Genomic DNA, 18,562 nt, shown 5'->3' on the forward strand with positions numbered 1-18,562 from the left:
TGGCGACGAAGGGGAAATCATATGCGCTACCTGCTCGCCGCGACCGCGTTGTCGCTCGTCGCCACACCCGCGCTCGCCGCGCCCGACTATGCGGCGGCGATCGACGCCGATTATGACAAGTCGCTCGGCGCGATGTGGGACGACTTCCACCGCAATCCCGAGCTGTCGTTCAAGGAGGTGCGCACCGCGGCGAAGATGGCGGCGGCGCTGCGCGCGGTGTCCGGCATGCAGGTCACCGAGAAGGTCGGCGGCACCGGCGTGGTCGGCGTGCTGCGCAACGGCACCGGCCCGGTGGTGCTGGTCCGCGCCGACATGGACGGGTTGCCGGTCGAGGAGAAATCAGGGCTGCCGAACGCGAGCACGGTGCGCCAGGTCGGCGTCGATGGTGTCGAGGCGCCGGTGATGCACGCCTGCGGGCACGACACGCATATCGTCGGGCTGCTCGCCACCGCGCGCCGGCTCGCCGCGCTCAAGGATCGCTGGACGGGCACGGTCGTGTTCGTTGTCCAGCCCGCCGAGGAACGCGTCGGCGGCGCGGCGGCGATGCTGCGCGACGGGCTCTACACGCGCTTCCCCAAACCACAGTATGCGCTGGCCTATCACTCCAACTCGGAAGGGCTGGCCGGGACCGTCTCGGCCTCCGAGGACATCCAGTACAGCTCGTCCGACAGTGTCGACATCACCGTGCCGGGGATCGGCGCGCACGGCGCCAGCCCGCACACCGGCAAGGACCCGGTCTATATGGCGAGCCAGCTCGTCATCGCCTTGCAGGGATTGATCAGCCGCGAACGCCAGCCGCTCCGCCCCGGCGTGATCACGGTCGGCAGCTTCCACGCCGGGCTCAAGCACAACATCATCTCGGACGAGGCCAAGCTGCAGGTGACCGTCCGCGCCAACGACGAGGCCACGCGCAAGCAGCTGCTCGCCGGGATCGAGCGGGTCGCACGCGGTATCGGCGAGCTCAACGGCATGCCCGCCGACAAGATGCCGGTCGTCAAGGTGATCGAGGGCACGCCGACGACGATCAACGATGCCGCGCTGGCGCGCCGGCTCAACGGCGTGATGGCGGCGACGCTCGGCGCCGAGAAGGTGATCCCGTTCCAGCAGAAGGGCATGGGGGCGGAGGATTTCGCCGCCTTCGTCCAGCCCGAGCTCGGCGTGAAGGGCTATTATTTTGCAGTGGGCGGCACCCAGCAGGCGGTGTTCGACGCCGCCGCCAACGGTGGCCCGCCGGTGCCCTCGCATCACTCGCCCCTGTTCAAGGTCGACCCGCGTGCGGTGGTGACCACCGGCGCCACTGCGATGACCGCGGCGGTGCTGGATCTGCTCAAGCGGGGCCAAACCGTCGCGAGCTGAGGGGAGCAATCGTCACCGCGGACAACAATGCCCGAGGGCTAGTTGCGGCGCTTACGATCGGGACTCCATCGTTCGCGGAAGCACGACAACGATAACACACGGGAGAGGATGATGCGTTTTCCCTTGGCCGCGCTCGTCTCGCTGGCTGGCCTCGTGCCGGTCGGGGCCACGGCACAGGCGACGATGAACCATGTCGCGATCAACGTCACCGATCAGGCGCGGAGTGTTGCTTATTACGAAGAAGCGTTCGGGCTCAGCGAGATCCCCGCACCGCTCGGCGCCGCGCCGGGCGGACCGCGCTGGTTGCGGCTGGGCAATGGAGTCGAGCTGCACATCCAGGCGATCAAGGTGCCTTTCACCCCGCCCCCACGCATCATCCACTTCGCCCTCACAGTAAGGGACCTCGATCCCGTCCTCGCCTTTCTCAGGAAGACCGGCCGCACCTGGACCGACTATGCCGGCACGGTCGGCGCGATCAAACATACGCGCACCGATGGCGTCCGCCAGATCTTCACCCAGGATCCCGACGGCTATTGGGTAGAGGTCAACGACGCAGCCAACCGCCCGCCGCGCTGACGCTGGCCGCGCGCGCCGTCCGCTGCTAGCGCGTCGACATGAGCGAGCAGCGAACGAGCGCCGAAATCGATCGGTTGGTGGCCATCATGGCACGGCTGCGTGGCCCCGGCGGCTGCGAGTGGGATCGCGCGCAAACTTTTGCGACGATCGCACCCTACACGATCGAGGAGGCGTATGAGGTCGCCGACGCGATCGCCCGCGGCGCGATCGACGAGCTGCGCGACGAACTCGGCGACCTGCTGCTCCAGGTGGTGTTCCACAGCCGCATTGCCGAGGAAGACGGCGCCTTCGCGCTGGCCGACGTCGCCGCCGCGATCAGTGACAAGATGGAGCGCCGCCACCCGCATATCTTCGGTGACCTGGCCGAAGGCGGCCATCACCTGTGGGAGGAGGTCAAGGCCGCCGAGCGCTCCGACAAGGGGGCGGCAGGGGCGCTCGACGGCGTCGCAACGGCCCTGCCCGCCTTGATCCGCGCCGAGAAGTTGCAGAAGCGGGCGGCGCGCACCGGCTTCGACTGGCCCGACGCGAGCGGTTCGCGCGCCAAGGTCGACGAGGAACTGGCCGAGGTGGAGGCCGCACGCAACCAGGCCGAACGCGTCGAGGAAATCGGCGACTTGCTGTTCGCGGTGGTGAACTGGGCACGGCACCTGGGGGTCGATCCGGAGGAGGCGTTGCGCGCCGGAAACGCCAAGTTCGAGCGGCGCTTCCGCGCGATCGAGGCGGCAGGCGGCGCAGGTTTCGCGGCGCTGCCGCTCGCGGAGAAAGAGGCGCTGTGGCAGCGGGCGAAGGCGGGTTAAGGAGCGGACAGCGCCTCGAGACGAGGCTTCGACCGGCTCAGCCGCTCCTCAGCGCGGAAGGATGCGCTCGTTCGTTCTACGCCGCACCGCTCGCGCTGAGGAAGCGCTGAGCTTGTCGAGGCGCCGTCTCGCAGCAACGCCGCTAGGCAAATCCCTCACCCGTGCCGCGCCAGAAAGCGCTCGTGCACCGCGGGCGCCATCCGCACCTCGTAGCGCACGCGGTCACCCTCGACGTGCTGGTCGAGCACCTCGCCGTTGGCATGGAGCCATGCCGCCCCGGCGCCGTCGCCCGCATCGAGCGCGATGGCATAACGCTGGTGGCCTTGCGTCAGCAGGTCGGCGACGTGGCGAGTCAGCTCGTCCACCCCCTCCCCGCTCAGCGCCGACAGCGCTACCACGTCGTCGCGCCGCGCCGCTTCGTCGAGCAGCTCAACCCGCGCCTCGCCGTGAAGCAGGTCGAGCTTGTTCCAGGCCTCGATGAGCGGTGTCGTCTCGCTCACGCCGACATCGGCGAGCACGCCCTCCACGTCGGTCTTCTGCGCCGCGGTATCAGGGTGCGCCACGTCGCGAACGTGGATCAGCAGGTCGGCCGAAACCACCTCCTCCAGCGTCGCCTTGAACGCCGCCACAAGCTGGGTCGGCAACTCCGAGACGAAGCCGACCGTGTCCGACAGGATCGCCTTGTCGATACCGGGCAGGCTGATCTGGCGCAGCGTCGGGTCGAGCGTGGCGAAGAGCAGATCCTCCGCCATCACGTGCGCGCCGGTAAGCCGGTTGAACAGCGTCGACTTGCCCGCGTTGGTATAGCCGACCAGCGCGATCACCGGCCACGGCGCGCGCTGTCGCCGCTCGCGGTGGAGCCCGCGCGTGCGGGTCACCTGCTCCAGCTCGCGCCGCAGCCGCGCCATGCGGTCGCGGATCAGCCGACGGTCGGCCTCGATCTGGGTCTCGCCCGGGCCGCCGAGGAAGCCGAAGCCGCCGCGCTGGCGTTCGAGGTGGGTCCAGCTGCGCACCAGGCGACCCGATTGATAGTCGAGGTGCGCGAGCTCGACCTGAAGTCGGCCCTCGGCGGTCGCGGCGCGCTCGCCGAAGATCTCGAGGATCAACCCGGTTCGGTCGATCACCTTGGTCTCCAGCGCGGTCTCGAGGTTGCGCTGCTGGATCGGGGTCAGGCTGCCGTCGACGACGACCAGCCCCGCTTCCTCCATCCGCGCGCGCGCGGCGAGCTCCTCGATCTGGCCGGCGCCCATCAGCGTCGCGGCGCGCGGGGTGCGGATGCGCAGCGCGACCCGGTCAGCGACGACGACGCCGATCGCCTCGGCGAGGCCGGCGGTCTCCGCCAGCCGCGCCTCGGCGTCGCGCGACGACCCGCCGAGATCGGGATAGACGACGATCGCGCGCGCACCGCGGGAGAATTCGTCGCGGTCGCGCTCGAAGCCAGTGCTCATGCGCCCACTCTCACTCTTCCTCGCCCGCCGCCTGCTCCTCGGCCAGGTTGAGCGGCCGCGACGGCTGGATCGTCGAGACCGCGTGCTTGTAGACCAGCTGCGACATGCCGTCGCGCTGGAGCAGCATGCAGAAGAGGTCAAAGCCCGCGATCGCACCCTGCAGCATCACGCCGTTGACGAGAAACATCGTCACCGGGTCTTCTGACTTGCGCACCGCGGAGAGGAAGATGTCCTGCAACAGCTGCTTTTTGCCGCCCTCGCCGAGCTGGGCGACGATGCTTCCGACGTCGATCGCGCCAGCGGGCATGATGGTGGAGATGGCGTGCTTGTAGATCAGCTGCGACTGGCCGTCACGCCGCAGCAGCACCGAGAAATTGTCGAACCAGGTGACGATGCCCTGGAGCTTGACGCCCTTGACGAGGAACATCGTGACGGGGGTCTTGGACTTGCGCAGCGCGTTGAGGAACAGGTCCTGGAGCGAGGTCTGCTTTTCGGCCATTGGAGGGTCCTTGTTCTTGGCGGGAGGTTCCCCGCAGGGTGCACCGTTGCCGGCGTCGGAAGGATCGCGCTGTAAAGCGGCAGGGCTAAGTTAGGGTTCCCGCGCCGACGCGTCTAGGTGGGAGCGGTGGTGGGCGGCGGACGATCAGCAGCACCTCCACCCGTTCGCCTCAAGCACGCTCTGAGCGCAGTCGAGAAGCGCACGGTCTTGAGGTCGGCGCACGGCTTTCCTCTCGACACGCCGCCTCGGCAAGCTCGACGGCCGCTCGAGGCGAATGGGGCGGGGGGTGCGGGTGTCTCTAACCTATCTGTTCACCGCCAGCAGGCGTCGAGAGCAGCCGGACGCTGGGCACGCCCCCTTTCCTCCCTATTCCTCCCGCGTCTCGGTGATCCCCAGCAGCTTGAGCTTCCGATGCAGCGCCGAGCGCTCCATCCCGATGAAGCTCGCGGTGCGCGAGATATTACCCGAGAAGCGCCGGATCTGGACGCGCAGATATTCGCGCTCGAAGGTTTCGCGCGCCTCACGCAGCGGCGCGCCCATGATCGCCGTCGCGCCCGGGCCGGCGTCGTGGCCGCCGAGCACCTCGGCGGGGAGCAGGTCGAGGTCGATCCGCCCGATTCGGTCGCCGGGCGCGAGAATGATGGTCCGCTCCACCACGTTGCGCAGCTCGCGCACGTTGCCGGGCCAGTCGTAGGACTGGAGCGCGACCAAGGCGTCGGTCGCAATCTCGGGCACCGGCACGCGGCGCTCGGCGGCGTAATGCGCGACGAAATGCTCGACCAGCGCGGGGATGTCCTCGCGCCGCTCCGCCAGCGGCGGGATCGTCACCGGCACCACGTTGAGGCGATAGTAGAGGTCCTCGCGGAAGCGACTTTCGGCGATCTCCAGCGAAAGGTCGCGCGCGGTGGCGGAGACGACGCGCACGTCGACCTTGACCACGCGCGTGCCGCCGACGCGGGTGAAGCTCTGGTCGGTGAGCACGCGCAGGATCCGCGCCTGCGTTGCCTGCGGCATGTCGGCGATCTCGTCGAGGAACAGCGTCCCGCCGTGCGCCTGCTCAAGCAGGCCGGTGCGGACGAGGTCCCCGCCCTCCTCCACGCCGAACAATTCCTCTTCGACCCGGTCGGGGCTCATGCCCGCCGTGCTGACAATCACAAAATTGGCGTGGGCGCGCTGGCTCCAGCCGTGGAGCAGGCGCGCCGCGACCTCCTTGCCCACGCCCGCCGGCCCGACGATCAGCACGCGGCTGCCCGTGCCCGCGACTCGCTTGAGCGTCGCACGCACCGCATTGACCGCGGTCGAGCTGCCGGTGAGATCGGTACCGCGCCCCGACGCCGCGCGCAGGCTCTTCACCTCGGCGCGGAGCCGCTCGGTCTCGGTCGCGCGCTCGACCATCAGCAGCAACCGCTCGGCCTGGAACGGCTTTTCGATGAAGTCGGCAGCACCCTTGCGGATCGCCGCGACCGCGGTGTCCAGCGTGCCGTGGCCCGAGATCACCAGCACCGGGATCGAAGGATCGCGGCGCTTGATTTCCTCGAGCAGGTCGAGCCCGTCGAGCCGCGAACCCTGCAGCCATACGTCGAGCAGCACCAGGCTGGGGCGACGCGTCGCGATCGCCTCCAGCGCGGCATCGCTGTCGCCCGCCATGCGGGTCTCATAGCCCTCGTCCTCGAGCACGCCGGCCACGAGTTCGCGGATGTCGAGTTCGTCGTCCACGACTAGGATGTCGATCGCCATAACTGTCTAGATCCGATTCCTGGTCAAAGCGGCGATCGTGCGATCGTCGTCGGTGGAACCCGCGCCGGGCGGGAGAGAATCCTCGGCCGCGAGCGGAGCGAGCAGCGACGCGTCGAAGGACAGCGTCACCACGGTACCGCCGCCCGTGCGGTCGGCGAAGGTCATCGTGCCGAAATGCTCCTCCACGATCTTCTTGACGATGGCGAGCCCCAGGCCGGTGCCGCGGGCGCGCGTCGTCATATAGGGCTCGACGATGCGGTCGCGCTCGAGCGGCAGGCCGACGCCGGTGTCGGCCACCTCGATCACGACACGGCCCTCTCCTTCTCGCAACGTCATCGTCACCGCGCCCTCGCTGATGTCGGCGGCCTCGACCGCCTCGACCGCGTTCTTGACGATGTTGGTGAGCGCCTGGCCGATCTGGCGGCGGTCGCACACCAGGGTCGGCGCGGGCTCGTCATGCTCAAGCACGAAGCGGATGCCCGGATGTGCAACCTCGTGGAGGAACATCGTCTGGCGCGCGATGTCGACCAGCGCTTCCTCTCGAAAGACGGGCTTGGGCATGCGCGCGAAGGAGGAGAATTCGTCGACCATGCGGCGCAGGTCGCCGACCTGACGGACGATCGTGTCGGTCAGTCGCGCGAAGGTGGTGTCGCCCGCCTCGATCTTGCTGCCGTAGCGGCGTTGCAGCCGCTCGGCGGCGAGCTGTATCGGCGTCAGCGGATTCTTGATCTCGTGCGCGATGCGCCGCGCCACGTCGGCCCAGGCGGCGCGACGCTGGTCGGTGAGCTGCTGCGTGATGTCGTCGAAGGTGATGATCGGCCCGGTGCCGTCGCGCGCGATCCGCGCCGCGAAGGTGCGCATCTCGCCCTGCACGTTGTGCTGGACGTTGGCCTCGCGCGCGCCCTGGTCGAGCATCGCGTCCAATTCAGGCGCGACCGCCCGCAGCACGCGACCGACCGGCGGCGCGTCGAGCCCGAGCAACGTCTGCGCCGAGCTGTTGACCAGCCGGATCGTGCGATCCTGCGAGTCGATCGAGATCACCCCCGCCGACACGCCGGACATCACCGCCTCGATCAGCGCGCGCCGGTTCTCGAGCTGGGTATTGGCGGTCACCAGCGCGGTGTTCTGCGTCTCCAGCCGCGCGGTCATGCTGTTGAAGGCGGTGGCGAGCGTGCCGACCTCGTCGCGGGCGGGGGTCTCGAGCACGCGTGCGGAAAGGTCGCCCTCGCCCACCCGGCGTGCGGCGTCGACCAGCTCGCCGACCGGGCGCACCAGCCGGTCCGCCACCGCCAGCGCGATCCACACCGCGACGCCGACGATCAGCAGCGAGACGATCAGCAATGCGGCATTGAACAGGAGCTGGATCGAGCGCGCGCGCGCGATCAGCTGGCGATAGTCGTTGAGCACCGCGCCGCCACGGTTGAGCTGGTTGGCGAGCTGCGGGTCGAACACGCGCGCCGAGTAAAGATAGGTGTGCGGCTGATAGTCGAGCCTGGTCAGCACGCCGACGCGGTCGCCCGAGCGCACCACCACCGACGCCGCCCCGCCCTCGATCTGGTCGATCATTGGCATGGTGACGACCCGCTCAAGCTGTCGGTCGTACGGATTGACCAAGGCACGGGTGCGCAGCTCGCCGTCCTGCCCGCGCTGGACGATCAGCGCCTCGGACAGGTTGCGGAGGTACAGCTGATAAGCGAGACCCGCGGCGAACCGCTTGCTCTCGATCGGGTCGGCGCGGAGATAGTCGGCGAGGTCGCCCGCCATCGTCATCGTCTCGCGGCCGACGCGGTCCGACTCGTTGCGATAGCTCTCCTGCGCCACCGAGGCGGCGTTCTCGAACATGCCGCGAGCGCGATCCGAGTACCAGAATTGGACACCGTACTGGAACAGCAGCGACGCGAAGATCGTCACGAGAAGCGCGGGCACCGCGGCGACGAGCGAGAAGAGCAGCACCAGCCGGACATGAAGCCGCCCCTCCCCGCCCACCGGCGAACGCGCGGCACGATTGAGCGCAATCCGGCGCCCCAGCAGGATCATCAGCGCGATGCCGGCGACCAGATTGGCGACGAGCAGCAGCGCGACGACCGGCGGCTCGATCAGCGCGGCCGAACCGCCCTCGCTGCGCACAGAGAAATAACTACCCACGCCGATCGCGACCGCCACCGCGAGCACCGCTAGCTCCAGCGCCGGCGTCACCGTCGGCCGCCGACGGGCGGGCGACGTGGTGGAAGAGGAGGGAGTGACTCCCGCGATCATCGCTCCTCCGCTACAACATCGGTGTTGCACAGAGAACACATATTTCGGGAGCTTATGGCTCGTCCGATCCCGCCGCCCGCGCGCCCGGACTGATCCCGAGCGCGTCGAGCCGCTTGCGCAGCGTGTTACGGTTGAGCCCGATGGCGCGGGCGGCGCGCAGCTGGTTGCCGCCGTGCCGCGCCAACATCGCCGCAATCAGCGGCCGCTCCGCCGCGCCGATGACGCGATCGTAGAGCGACCCATCGTCGAGCGCGCCCGGCTGCTCGCGCGCCAGCCGCTCGATCATCGCACGGACCGCCGCCTCGATGCCGGGATCGGGCAGCGCCTCGGGCAGGCCGGCGCCGGAAGCGGGCACGGCACCGATCGTCGCCACCACCTCGGCCGCGCCTATCCGGTCGTCGCGCGACAATGCAGCGAGCCGGCGCATGAGATTTTCCAGCTCGCGGACGTTGCCGGGCCAGTCGTGCGCCTCCAGCGCGGCGAACGCCTCGGCAGCGAGCGTCTTGCGCGGCAGCCCCGCCTCGGCGGCGCGCTCGAGGAAGTGGCGCGCGAGCTCCGCGATGTCACCGCGGCGCTCGCGCAGCGCGGGCAGCGCGACCGGCACGACGTTGAGCCGATAATAGAGATCCTCGCGGAACTGCCCGCCCGCGACCGCCTGCTGCAGGTCGCGGTTGGTAGCGGCGACGATCCGGACGTCGGCGCGGATCGTGCGCGCGCCGCCCACGGTGGTGAACTCGCCCGATTGGAGCACGCGGAGCAGCCGCGTCTGCGCCTCGATCGGCATGTCGCCGATCTCGTCGAGGAAGAGCGTGCCGCCCGCGGCCTGCTCGAAGCGGCCGGCGCTGCGCTGCGCCGCGCCGGTGAAGGCGCCGCGCTCGTGCCCGAACAGCTCGGCCTCGATCAGCTCGCGCGGGATCGCCGCCATGTTGATCGGCACGAACGGCGCGGCGCGCCGTGCGCCGAGATCGTGGATCGCGCGCGCAACCAGCTCCTTGCCCGTGCCCGACTCGCCCGAGACCAGCACGGTGAGATCGTTCGAGATCACCCGCGCGATCACGCGGTACACGTCCTGCATCGCGGGCGAGCGCCCGATCAGCGGCAGCTGCTCCTCCTCGGCGGCTTGGTCCTCCGCCGCCGCGCCACCGCGCTTGAGCGCCGCCGCGACCGTGCGGGTCAGCGTGTCAAGGTCGAACGGTTTGGGGATATAGTCGTACGCGCCCGCCTCGGTAGCGCGCACCGCGGTGGTCAGCGTGTTGCGCGCGGAGAGCACGATCACCGGCATGTCGGGTCGCTCGGTGGCGAGCCGACCGGCATGGTCGATGCCGTCGCCGTCCGGGAGCACGACATCGGTCACCAGGACGTCGGGCGGGTGGGTGCGCAGCTCGCGCGCCATGTCGGCGAGGCTGGCGGCGGTGCGCACCGCGTGACCGGCGCGGCGCAGCGCGTGCGCCACCACGGTGCGAACCGCGTCGTCGTCGTCGACGATCAGGACCTTGCCGCTGGTCATGCGGCGCGCGGCAGCAGCAGGCGGAAGACGGTGTGGTGCGGCTGGCCCTCGCGCGCATATTGCACGATGCCGCCCATGTCGCGCACCAGCTTGTCAACCAGCGCCAGCCCCAGCCCCTTGCCCTCGGGTCGCCCCGACACGAACGGGTCGAAGAGATGGTCGGCGATGTCGTCGGGCGCGCCCGAGCCGGTGTCGATCACGCACAGCTCGATCGGCAACGCGACCCGCTCGCGACCCTTGCCCGTCGCCACGGTGATGCCGTGACGATAGGCGGTGGTGAGCATGATGCGCCGCTCGCCGCGTTCACCCAACGCCGCGGCGGCGTTCTTGAGCAGGTTGAGCACCACCTGAAGCAGTGCGTCACGGTTGCCGAGCACCGGCGGCAACGACGGGTCATAGCGCTCCTCGATCGGAATATCGCGCGCGAACCCCGCCAGCGCCACGCCGCGCGCGTGTGCGAGCAGCGGGTAGATGTTGAGCGGCGCCACCTCGCGCGGCCGGGTGTCGGTGAAATCCTCCATATGGTCGATCAGCGCGGCGATCCGGTCGACCTCGGTGATCACCAGCCCGGTGAGCTCATCGGGCGCGGCGCCGTCGGCGATCAGCTGCGCCGCACCGCGGATGCTCGACAGCGGGTTCTTGATCTCATGCGCCAGCATCGCCGCCGCCCCGACCGCGGCGCGCGCCGCCGCGGCGCGGTCGCCCGATACGCCGAGCCGGCGCGAGGCGGCGGCATGGTGGAGCGTGATCGTACGCCACCCCGGCTGGTCGATCACGGCGGCCTCGACCAAGTCGACGCGCACCCGCGCACCGCCGCGCGTCTCCAACTCGATGTCGAAGGCGGCGAAGGCGTGACCGGCACGGCGAGTCTCCGAATCGGTGACACCGAGCAGCTCGGCGACGGTCTGCCCACGCATCGCTCGCTCGGACAGGTTGAGCAGCGTCTCGGCCTCGGCGTTGGCGCGCTCGACTCGGTCCTCCGGGTCAACCACCAGCACCGCGACCGGCAGCGCGGCGAGCAGCTCCGCCTCGCTCGGCCCGCGCTGCGTCGACCTCACGCGGCGTCCCGCATCCGGTGCGGCGCGTAGAAGTCGGCGAGCATCACCTTGACCCGCTCTGGGTCGGGCTCCTGGTTCACCGCGTTGCGGAACTCGGCCGAGCCCTGGATGCCCTTGGTGTACCAGCCGATGTGCTTGCGCGCCATGTTGACGCCGGTGATGATGCCATAGTGACTCAGCATCATGTCGTAATGCTCGCAAATTACGGCATATTGTTCGTCGAGCGTCGGGTCGGGCCGACGTTCGCCGGTGGCGAACCAGTGCATCACCTGCCCGAGCAGCCACGGTCGCCCATAAGCACCGCGGCCGATCATCACGCCGTCTGCGCCGGACTGCGCCAGCGCCGTCTCGGCGTCGTCGATCCCGCAGATGTCGCCGTTGACGATCACCGGGATCGTCACCGCCTCCTTGACCGAACGGACGAAGCCCCAATCGGCGCTGCCCTTGTACATCTGGTTGCGGGTGCGACCGTGGACCGTAACCATGCGCACGCCGAGGTCCTCGGCGATGCGCGCGAGCTCGGCGGCGTTGAGGCTGTCGTGGCACCACCCCATGCGCATCTTGAGCGTCACGGGCGCGTCGACCGCGCGGACCACCTCCTTCACGATCGCCGCGGCGAGCCCGAGGTCGCGCATCAGCGCCGAGCCGGCGTCACCGTTGGTCACCTTACGGACCGGGCAGCCCATGTTGATGTCGATGATCGCAGCGCCCTTGTCGCGCGCCAGCCGCGCCGCCTCGCCCATCTCTAGCGGCGTGCAGCCGACCAGCTGCATCGACACCGGCTCCTCCGAGACATGCCACATCGCCTTCTGCAGCGACTGGCGTGTTTCGCGGATCGCCGCCTGGCTTGCGATCATCTCGGTGACATTGAGCCCCGAGCCGTAGCGCCGCACCAAAGTACGGAACGGCTGGTCGGAGACGCCGGTCATCGGCGCGAGCACGACCGGCTGGTCGACGCTCACCTCACCGATGCGGATCGGCGTGAGCCGGGGAGAAAGAGGCTGATTCATCGCTGCTGCTCGAAAAATAGGCAGGTAGTCGACCCGGACCGCTCTGGCAAGCTCGACGCGGAGCAGCTAGGGCGCGCCGCCATGACCACGGTCGCCCTCATCGTCGCCGCCGGCAGCGGCTCTCGCAGCGGTAGCGCCGCGCCCAAGCAATATGCGTCCGTCGGCGGCCGACCGATGGTCGCGTGGAGCCATGCCGCGCTCTCGGCGCATCCCGCAGTTGACCGGGTCATCGTCGTCATCGGCGAGGGCCAGCAGGCGCAGCTCGCGGCGGCGGTACCCGGCGCCGAGTGGGTCACCGGCGGCGCCGAGCGGCGCGACTCCGTGCGCGCGGGACTTGACGCTGCCGCGGGCGCGATGCGCGTGCTGGTGCATGACGCCGCGCGCCCCTTCGTACCGCTTGCGGTGATCGACCGGCTGCTGGCCGCGCTCGACCACGCGCCCGGCGCGATCCCGGTGCTGCCGGTCGCCGACACGCTGGTTGCGGCGGATGGTGCCACGGTCGCGCGCGAGACGCTCGCGCGCGTGCAGACGCCGCAAGCGTTTGACGCCGCCACACTGGCGCGGGCGCACGCGGCATGGGAGGGCGGTGCCGCGACCGACGACGCGCAGATGGTGCGCGCGCTCGGGCTGAGCGTGGCACAGGTCGAAGGGGACATGATGCTCGACAAGATCACCTACCCCGCCGATTTCGCCGCCGCGGCCGCGCGCGTCGGTGTGGAGACCCGCTCGGCGAGCGGCTTCGACGTGCACCGGCTCGAGGACGGCGAGGAACTGTGGCTCGGCGGCGTGCTGATCCCGCACCACCAGGGTCTCTCCGGACATAGCGACGCCGACGTCGCGCTTCACGCGATCACCGACGCGGTGCTCGGCACGATCGCGGCGGGCGACATCGGCACGCACTTCCCGCCAAGCGATCCGCGCTGGCGCGGTGCCGAATCGGGACAGTTTCTCTCGCACGCGCGCTCGATGGTCGAGGCGCGCGGCGGGCGGATCACCTTCGTCGACCTCACCCTGATGTGCGAGGCGCCCAAGATCGGCCCGCATCGCGCCGCGATGCAGGTTCGGATCGCGGAACTTCTCGGGCTCTCGACCGATCGGGTCAGCGTGAAAGCGACCACCACCGAGCGACTCGGCTTTACCGGACGCGGCGAGGGCATCGCCGCGCAGGCGGTCGCGACCGTGACGCTGCCGGGCGGGTTCGTCGCATGAACCGTCTTCCCTCGCTCCCCGTCGTGCTGGCCGGCGTCGCGCTCCTCGCCGCGCCGCCCGCCGCCGCACAGGACCGCTGCCTGTCAAGCACCGACGCCGAGTCGATCGCGCTGGTCGCCATGCCCGAGATCATCCGCGACGCCGGCCGCGTCTGCGCTGCGCTGCCCGCCTCCAGCCTGCTGCGGAAGTCGGACAGCGCCCTGCTCCAGAAATACGATCGCGAGGCTGACCGGGTCTGGCCCGCGGCGCGCACCGCCATCGCCAAGCTCAGCGACCCGGCAGTGGAACTGCTGCTGTTGAGCGACTATGCGCGCCCGATGCTGACCTCGCTCTTCGCGCCGCAGATCACCGGGCGGATCCAGCCCGGCGACTGCGGGACACTCGACCGGCTGGTGACGCTGCTCGAGCCGCTGCCGGCGCGCAACACCGCGGGCATCGTCGTCGCGACACTGCAATATCTCAAGGCCGAGAAGAACAAGGGCAAGCGCGACGCCATCCCCGACCTGCCGGTCTGCGCCGCGGCGACCGCGCCGTGAGCGACGAGGTCCTTCCCCAGCAGCTGGTCGACGCGGCGCGCCGCGTAATCGAGGCCAATCGCGCCGCCGGGCGCCGCGTCGCGGTGGCGGAGAGCTGCACCGGCGGGCTTGTCTCCGCCGCGCTGACCGAGATCGCGGGCTCGTCCGACGTGTTCGACGCCGGCTTCGTCACTTATTCGAACGAGGCCAAGCAGCGCCAGCTACGGGTGAGCGGCGACGTGCTGGACACCTTCGGCGCCGTCTCGATCGCGGTGGCGTGGAGTATGGCGCAAGGCGCGCTGGCGCAGTCCACGGCGGACGTCGCGGTGGCGATCACCGGCGTCGCGGGTCCGGGCGGGGGGACCGAGAAGAAGCCGGTCGGCACCGTGGTGTTCGCCCGCGCCGAGCGCGCCGGCGACCCGGCCAACGTGGTCGCCGACAAGCGTTTCTTCGGCGATCTCGGGCGCGCCGGGGTGCGGCTTCAGGCCGCGTTGTGCGCGCTCGAGCTGCTGCTGCCCGAGCCCGAGGAAGAACCCGCCGACGAGTCGCCGTAGAGCGCACGCGCGCGCTCCTCGAACGCGCCGATCATCTTGCGCAGCGCGACGCCGAATACCTGCCCGGCGAGCATCTCGAACATGCGGTTTTTGAAGGCGAAGTCGACAGTGAAGTCGACGAGCGAGCCGCCCTCCCCGTCGGGGCGGAAGCGCCAGTCGTTGTGAAGGTACTTCAGCGGTCCGTCGACGTACTCGACGCGGATCGTGTCCGGCCGCATCTTCGCCACCTTCGAGGTGAAGGTCTCGCGCAGTCCCTTGAAGCCGACGATCATGTCCGCCAGCGTCTCGCTGTCGCCGTCGCGGCGCACACGCATCGCGGTCACCCACGGCAGGAACTCCGGGTAGCGGCGCACGTCCGCGACCAGGTCGAACATCTGCTCGGGGCTGTAGGGCAGCCGGCGGGTCTCGCTATGCTTGGGCAAGCTTGGCCTCGCGCGCTGCCCGCATCTTCGCGAAATCGTCGCCGGCGTGATAGCTCGAGCGCGTCAGCGGCGACGATGCCACCAGCAGGAAGCCCTTGGCGCGCGCGATCGCGGCGTAAGCGTCGAACGCCTTGGGGGGCACGAACTCGGCGACCTTGGCGTGGCGCGGGGTCGGCTGGAGATACTGGCCCATCGTCAGGAAATCGATGTCGGCCGAGCGCATGTCGTCCATCACCTGATGGACCTCGAGCCGCTCCTCGCCGAGCCCGAGCATGATGCCCGACTTGGTGAAGATGGAGGGGTCGAGTTTCTTGACGCTCTCCAGCAGCCGCAGTGAGGCGTAATAGCGCGCGCCGGGCCGGATCGTCGGGTAGAGCCGCGGCACGGTTTCCAGATTGTGATTATACACGTCTGGACGCGCCGCGACGATGGCCTCCACCGCGGCTTCGTGCTTGTTGCGGAAGTCGGGTGTGAGGATCTCGATCGTCGTCGTCGGATTGGTGCGACGGATCGCGTCGATCACCCGAACGAACTGCCGCGCGCCGCCATCCGGCAGGTCGTCGCGGTCGACGGAGGTGACGACGATATGCTCCAGGCCCATCTGCGCGGCGGCGTCGGCGACATTCTGCGGCTCCATCGGGTCGACCGCGCGCGGCATGCCCGTCTTGACGTTGCAGAAGGCGCACGCGCGCGTGCAGGTGTCGCCGAGGATCATCACGGTCGCGTGCTTCTTGGTCCAGCACTCCCCGATGTTCGGGCAGGCGGCCTCCTCGCACACGGTGGTGAGGCTCTTCGAGCGCATCAGCGCGCGCGTGGCGGCGAAGCCCTCGCTGGTGGGCGCCTTGACGCGGATCCAGTCGGGCTTGCGCTGGCGCGTCGGAGCCGAAAGCGGAGTCATCTCGTTCATGCCGTCGCAGATAGCGGCTGGCCGTCTTCGAAACAACGGAAGGGTATCTGACAAATGAGCAAGTTTAACGATATGGTCGAGGGCTATTATCGCTTTCGCGGCAACGAGTGGCTGGAGGAGCGCGAGCGCTGGACCGAGCTCGCCGCAGGGCAGTCGCCCAAGGTGATGGTCGTCGCCTGTTCGGACAGCCGGGTCGATCCCGCCACCATCTTCGGCAGCCGTCCCGGCGAGGTCTTCGTCGTCCGCAACGTCGCCGCTTTGGTGCCGCCGTTCGAGAAGGGGGGCGGGCGCCACGGTGTCTCGGCCGCGCTCGAGTTCGCGATCACCGTGCTGCAGGTCGAGGAAGTCCTGGTGCTCGGCCACGGCGCGTGCGGCGGCGTCAAGGCGGCGCTGTCGGGCGACCTCAAGGGCGCGGAGCCGGGCTATGGCGGGTTCGTCGCGGACTGGATCGACCTGCTCGACGACGCGCGCGAGAAGGTGATCCACGAGCACGGCCAGGGGCCTGAGGGTCAGACCGCGCTGGAGCAGGAGGGCGTCAAGGTCTCGCTTGCGAACCTGATGACCTTCCCGTTCGTGCAGGAGCGGGTCGAGGCGGGCAAGCTGCGGCTGCACGGCGCGGTGTTCGCGATCGCCGACGGCAAGCTGCGCGTGTTGCAGGACGACGGCCACTTCGAGCCGGCGTGATCAGGTTAGGGGCGTACGCGTGAGTGGGCGCCCCCACCCTCTTCTGTTCCCCGGCGGAGGCCGGGGTCCAGTTCGGGGCCGTTGATGAAACTCTCCACGGCTCTCTCAACTGGGCCCCGGCCTTCGCTGGGGAACAGGCACTAGCTGAACGCTCTCACCCCGCCTTGGGCGCCACCAGCGCGTCCTTATCCTTCGGCAGCTCCGCGGTCACCTTGATGTTCAGCTCCTTCAGCTGCTTGGCCGAGACGAAGCTGGGCGCGCCCATCATCAGGTCCTCGGCCTTCTGCGTCATCGGGAAGACGATCACCTCGCGGATGTTGGGCTCGTCGGCGAGCAGCATCACGATCCGGTCGATCCCCGGCGCCGACCCCCCGTGCGGCGGTGCACCGAACTTGAACGCGTTGATCATGCCCGCGAAATTGGTGTCGACGTCGGCCTTGGTATAGCCCGCGATCTCGAACGCCTTGTACATGATGTCCGGCCGGTGGTTCCGGATCGCACCCGACGACAGCTCGATGCCGTTGCAGACGATGTCATACTGATAGGCCAGGATGTCGAGCGGGTCCTTGGTCTCCAGCGCCTCCAGCTCGCCCTGCGGCATCGAAAAGGGATTGTGGCTGAAGTCGACCTTCTTGCTCTCCTCGTCATACTCGAACATCGGGAAGTCGACGATCCAGCAGAACTCGAAGCGTGACGTGTCGATCAGCCCGAGCTGGTCGGCGACGCGGGTGCGCGCCAGCCCGGCGAGCTTGGCCGCCTGCGCCTCCTTGCCGGCAGCGAAGAACAGCCCGTCGTCCGGCCCGAGCCCAAGCGCGTCGGCGAGCGCGTTCATCTTCTCCTCGCCGTGGTTCTTGGCGATCGGGCCGCCCCACTCGCCGCCTTTGCGCGTGGCATAGCCGAGTCCCGCATAGCCTTCCCCCTGCGCCCAGGCGTTCATGTCGTCGAAGAACTTGCGACTCTTGTCGGCGGTGTTCGGCGCCGGGATCGCGCGTACCACGTCACCGGCCTCGACGATCGAGGCGAAGCGGCCGAAGCCCGAGCCGACGAACTGCTGGCCGACGTCGCTGATGATCAGCGGGTTGCGCAGATCGGGCTTGTCGTTGCCGTATTTGAGCATCGACTCGCGGTAAGGAATGCGGCGGAACGGCAGCGCCGAGACGGTGCGGCCCTTGCCCTGCCAGTCGGCGAACTCCTCGAACACGCCGTGGAGCACCGGCTCGATCGCGGCGAAGACGTCGTCCTGCGTGACGAAGCTCATCTCGAAGTCGAGCTGGTAGAACTCGCCCGGGCTGCGATCGGCGCGCGCGTCCTCGTCGCGGAAGCAGGGCGCGATCTGGAAATAGCGGTCGAAGCCCGCCACCATCAGCAGCTGCTTGAACATCTGCGGCGCCTGCGGCAGCGCGTAGAACTTGCCCGGATGCACTCGGCTCGGCACGAGATAGTCGCGCGCGCCCTCGGGCGACGAAGCCGTCAGGATCGGGGTCTGGAACTCGGTGAAGCCCTGCTCCACCATGCGGCGACGGATCGAGGCGATCACGCTGGAGCGCAGCATGATGTTGGCGTGGAGCTTGTCGCGGCGCAGGTCGAGGTAGCGGTTGCGCAGCCGGATCTCCTCCGGATATTCGGCGTCGCCGAACACGGGCATCGGCAGCTCGGCCGCGGCGCTCTGCACCGTCGCCGCGCGCGCATAGACCTCGATCTCGCCGGTCGCGAGCGCGCCGTTCACGGTTGCTTCGCTGCGTCGCTTCACCTCGCCGTCGATCGTGACCACCGACTCGACCCGCATGCCCTCGAGCAGCGCCAACGCGGGCGAGTCGCTGTCGGCGACGATCTGGGTGACGCCATAATGGTCGCGCAGGTCGACGAAGAGCACGCCGCCATGGTCGCGCTTGCGATGCACCCAGCCCGAAAGGCGGACGGTCTGGCCGGCGTCGTCGGCGGTCAGCGCGGCGCAGGTGTGGGAGCGATAGGCGTGCATGGGGCGGAAACTCTGGCTGCGGCGCCGCGCTTCGCTCCGGGCGCCGGCG

Annotated in this window: 16 protein-coding genes and 1 pseudogene; 7 read left to right on the forward strand and 10 right to left on the reverse strand. The window is 69.4% G+C overall.

Going from position 1 to position 18,562, the window contains the following annotated elements:
- Nucleotides 1–21 precede the first annotated feature (21 nt).
- The 3 genes from QBJ89_RS07140 to mazG all read left to right on the forward strand — a co-directional run bounded on the left by QBJ89_RS07140 (nucleotide 22) and on the right by mazG (nucleotide 2,729).
- On the forward strand, nucleotides 22–1,356 hold the full coding sequence (locus QBJ89_RS07140) for an amidohydrolase (RefSeq protein ID WP_277979833.1): 1,335 nt from the start codon (nucleotides 22–24) through the stop codon (nucleotides 1,354–1,356).
- Between the two features lie 111 nt (nucleotides 1,357–1,467).
- Nucleotides 1,468–1,932 (forward strand): VOC family protein, encoded by a 465-nt coding sequence (locus QBJ89_RS07145; protein WP_277979834.1) that lies wholly within the window; start codon nucleotides 1,468–1,470, stop codon nucleotides 1,930–1,932.
- Between the two features lie 38 nt (nucleotides 1,933–1,970).
- The gene (mazG, locus tag QBJ89_RS07150; protein WP_277979835.1) at nucleotides 1,971–2,729 is read left to right on the forward strand and encodes a nucleoside triphosphate pyrophosphohydrolase; all 759 of its coding nucleotides are present in this window, start codon (nucleotides 1,971–1,973) and stop codon (nucleotides 2,727–2,729) included.
- 155 nt (nucleotides 2,730–2,884) lie between these two features.
- Here mazG and hflX read toward each other — a convergent pair whose 3' ends face one another.
- From hflX to dusB, 7 genes and pseudogenes are all read right to left on the reverse strand, one after another.
- Entirely contained in the window at nucleotides 2,885–4,177 is a 1,293-nt protein-coding gene (gene hflX / locus QBJ89_RS07155; protein ID WP_277979836.1) for a GTPase HflX, read from the reverse strand.
- A 10-nt stretch (nucleotides 4,178–4,187) separates the two neighbouring features.
- Nucleotides 4,188–4,751 (reverse strand): annotated as a pseudogene (gene hfq, locus QBJ89_RS07160) (RNA chaperone Hfq); the annotation flags it as partial.
- A 291-nt stretch (nucleotides 4,752–5,042) separates the two neighbouring features.
- Nucleotides 5,043–6,413 (reverse strand): sigma-54-dependent transcriptional regulator, encoded by a 1,371-nt coding sequence (locus tag QBJ89_RS07165; protein WP_277979837.1) that lies wholly within the window; start codon nucleotides 6,411–6,413, stop codon nucleotides 5,043–5,045.
- A 6-nt stretch (nucleotides 6,414–6,419) separates the two neighbouring features.
- The gene (locus tag QBJ89_RS07170) at nucleotides 6,420–8,669 is read right to left on the reverse strand and encodes a sensor histidine kinase (RefSeq protein ID WP_277979838.1); all 2,250 of its coding nucleotides are present in this window, start codon (nucleotides 8,667–8,669) and stop codon (nucleotides 6,420–6,422) included.
- Nucleotides 8,670–8,721: 52 nt separating this feature from the next.
- Nucleotides 8,722–10,176: a nitrogen regulation protein NR(I) gene (gene ntrC, locus QBJ89_RS07175; protein WP_277979839.1), complete on the reverse strand. Its 1,455-nt coding sequence runs from the start codon at nucleotides 10,174–10,176 to the stop codon at nucleotides 8,722–8,724.
- Entirely contained in the window at nucleotides 10,173–11,234 is a 1,062-nt protein-coding gene (locus tag QBJ89_RS07180; RefSeq protein ID WP_277979840.1) for a two-component system sensor histidine kinase NtrB, read from the reverse strand. The genes ntrC and QBJ89_RS07180 overlap by 4 nt, the downstream gene beginning before the upstream one ends.
- Nucleotides 11,231–12,244: a tRNA dihydrouridine synthase DusB gene (dusB, locus tag QBJ89_RS07185; protein ID WP_277979841.1), complete on the reverse strand. Its 1,014-nt coding sequence runs from the start codon at nucleotides 12,242–12,244 to the stop codon at nucleotides 11,231–11,233. Before dusB ends, QBJ89_RS07180 begins: the two co-directional genes overlap by 4 nt.
- 81 nt (nucleotides 12,245–12,325) lie before the next feature.
- Between dusB and QBJ89_RS07190 the strand changes: the two genes are divergently transcribed.
- Genes QBJ89_RS07190 through QBJ89_RS07200 form a run of 3 tightly spaced genes read left to right on the forward strand, consistent with a single transcriptional unit; the run spans nucleotide 12,326 to nucleotide 14,522 of the window.
- Nucleotides 12,326–13,453 (forward strand): bifunctional 2-C-methyl-D-erythritol 4-phosphate cytidylyltransferase/2-C-methyl-D-erythritol 2,4-cyclodiphosphate synthase, encoded by a 1,128-nt coding sequence (locus QBJ89_RS07190; protein WP_277979842.1) that lies wholly within the window; start codon nucleotides 12,326–12,328, stop codon nucleotides 13,451–13,453.
- Nucleotides 13,450–13,989: a hypothetical protein gene (locus QBJ89_RS07195; protein WP_277979843.1), complete on the forward strand. Its 540-nt coding sequence runs from the start codon at nucleotides 13,450–13,452 to the stop codon at nucleotides 13,987–13,989. Before QBJ89_RS07190 ends, QBJ89_RS07195 begins: the two co-directional genes overlap by 4 nt.
- Nucleotides 13,986–14,522 carry a CinA family protein gene (locus tag QBJ89_RS07200; protein WP_277979844.1) on the forward strand — a complete coding sequence of 179 codons (537 nt, stop codon included), beginning with the start codon at nucleotides 13,986–13,988 and terminating at the stop codon, nucleotides 14,520–14,522. Before QBJ89_RS07195 ends, QBJ89_RS07200 begins: the two co-directional genes overlap by 4 nt.
- Here the strand turns inward: QBJ89_RS07200 and QBJ89_RS07205 are convergent.
- Nucleotides 14,450–14,944, reverse strand: a complete 495-nt coding sequence (locus tag QBJ89_RS07205; protein WP_277979845.1) for a type II toxin-antitoxin system RatA family toxin — start codon at nucleotides 14,942–14,944, stop codon at nucleotides 14,450–14,452. The two genes, QBJ89_RS07200 and QBJ89_RS07205, sit on opposite strands and share 73 nt — an antisense overlap.
- Nucleotides 14,931–15,851, reverse strand: a complete 921-nt coding sequence (lipA, locus tag QBJ89_RS07210) for a lipoyl synthase (protein ID WP_277979846.1) — start codon at nucleotides 15,849–15,851, stop codon at nucleotides 14,931–14,933. The genes QBJ89_RS07205 and lipA overlap by 14 nt, the downstream gene beginning before the upstream one ends.
- Before the next feature lie 54 nt (nucleotides 15,852–15,905).
- Here lipA and QBJ89_RS07215 point away from each other — a divergent pair, with 54 nt between their 5' ends.
- A complete protein-coding gene (locus QBJ89_RS07215) occupies nucleotides 15,906–16,535 on the forward strand; it encodes a carbonic anhydrase (protein ID WP_277979847.1) in 630 nt (209 codons plus the stop codon).
- A 154-nt stretch (nucleotides 16,536–16,689) separates the two neighbouring features.
- Here QBJ89_RS07215 and aspS read toward each other — a convergent pair whose 3' ends face one another.
- Nucleotides 16,690–18,513 (reverse strand): aspartate--tRNA ligase, encoded by a 1,824-nt coding sequence (aspS, locus tag QBJ89_RS07220; protein ID WP_277979848.1) that lies wholly within the window; start codon nucleotides 18,511–18,513, stop codon nucleotides 16,690–16,692.
- Between the last annotated feature and the right edge of the window lie 49 nt (nucleotides 18,514–18,562).

This window comes from Sphingomonas phyllosphaerae (assembly GCF_029623345.1).
Taxonomy (GTDB): Bacteria; Pseudomonadota; Alphaproteobacteria; order Sphingomonadales; family Sphingomonadaceae; genus Sphingomonas; species Sphingomonas phyllosphaerae_C.

Bases quoted from the DNA above. Each gene is read 5' to 3' on its own strand.
- QBJ89_RS07140 (WP_277979833.1), top strand. From the start codon at position 22: ATGCGCTACCTGCTCGCCGCGACCGCGTTGTCGCTCGTCGCCACACCC.
- QBJ89_RS07145 (WP_277979834.1), top strand. From the start codon at position 1,468: ATGCGTTTTCCCTTGGCCGCGCTCGTCTCGCTGGCTGGCCTCGTGCCG.
- mazG (WP_277979835.1), top strand. From the start codon at position 1,971: ATGAGCGAGCAGCGAACGAGCGCCGAAATCGATCGGTTGGTGGCCATC.
- hflX (WP_277979836.1), bottom strand. From the start codon at position 4,177: ATGAGCACTGGCTTCGAGCGCGACCGCGACGAATTCTCCCGCGGTGCG.
- QBJ89_RS07165 (WP_277979837.1), bottom strand. From the start codon at position 6,413: ATGGCGATCGACATCCTAGTCGTGGACGACGAACTCGACATCCGCGAA.
- QBJ89_RS07170 (WP_277979838.1), bottom strand. From the start codon at position 8,669: ATGATCGCGGGAGTCACTCCCTCCTCTTCCACCACGTCGCCCGCCCGT.
- ntrC (WP_277979839.1), bottom strand. From the start codon at position 10,176: ATGACCAGCGGCAAGGTCCTGATCGTCGACGACGACGACGCGGTTCGC.
- dusB (WP_277979841.1), bottom strand. From the start codon at position 12,244: ATGAATCAGCCTCTTTCTCCCCGGCTCACGCCGATCCGCATCGGTGAG.
- QBJ89_RS07190 (WP_277979842.1), top strand. From the start codon at position 12,326: ATGACCACGGTCGCCCTCATCGTCGCCGCCGGCAGCGGCTCTCGCAGC.
- QBJ89_RS07195 (WP_277979843.1), top strand. From the start codon at position 13,450: ATGAACCGTCTTCCCTCGCTCCCCGTCGTGCTGGCCGGCGTCGCGCTC.
- lipA (WP_277979846.1), bottom strand. From the start codon at position 15,851: ATGAACGAGATGACTCCGCTTTCGGCTCCGACGCGCCAGCGCAAGCCC.
- QBJ89_RS07215 (WP_277979847.1), top strand. From the start codon at position 15,906: ATGAGCAAGTTTAACGATATGGTCGAGGGCTATTATCGCTTTCGCGGC.
- aspS (WP_277979848.1), bottom strand. From the start codon at position 18,513: ATGCACGCCTATCGCTCCCACACCTGCGCCGCGCTGACCGCCGACGAC.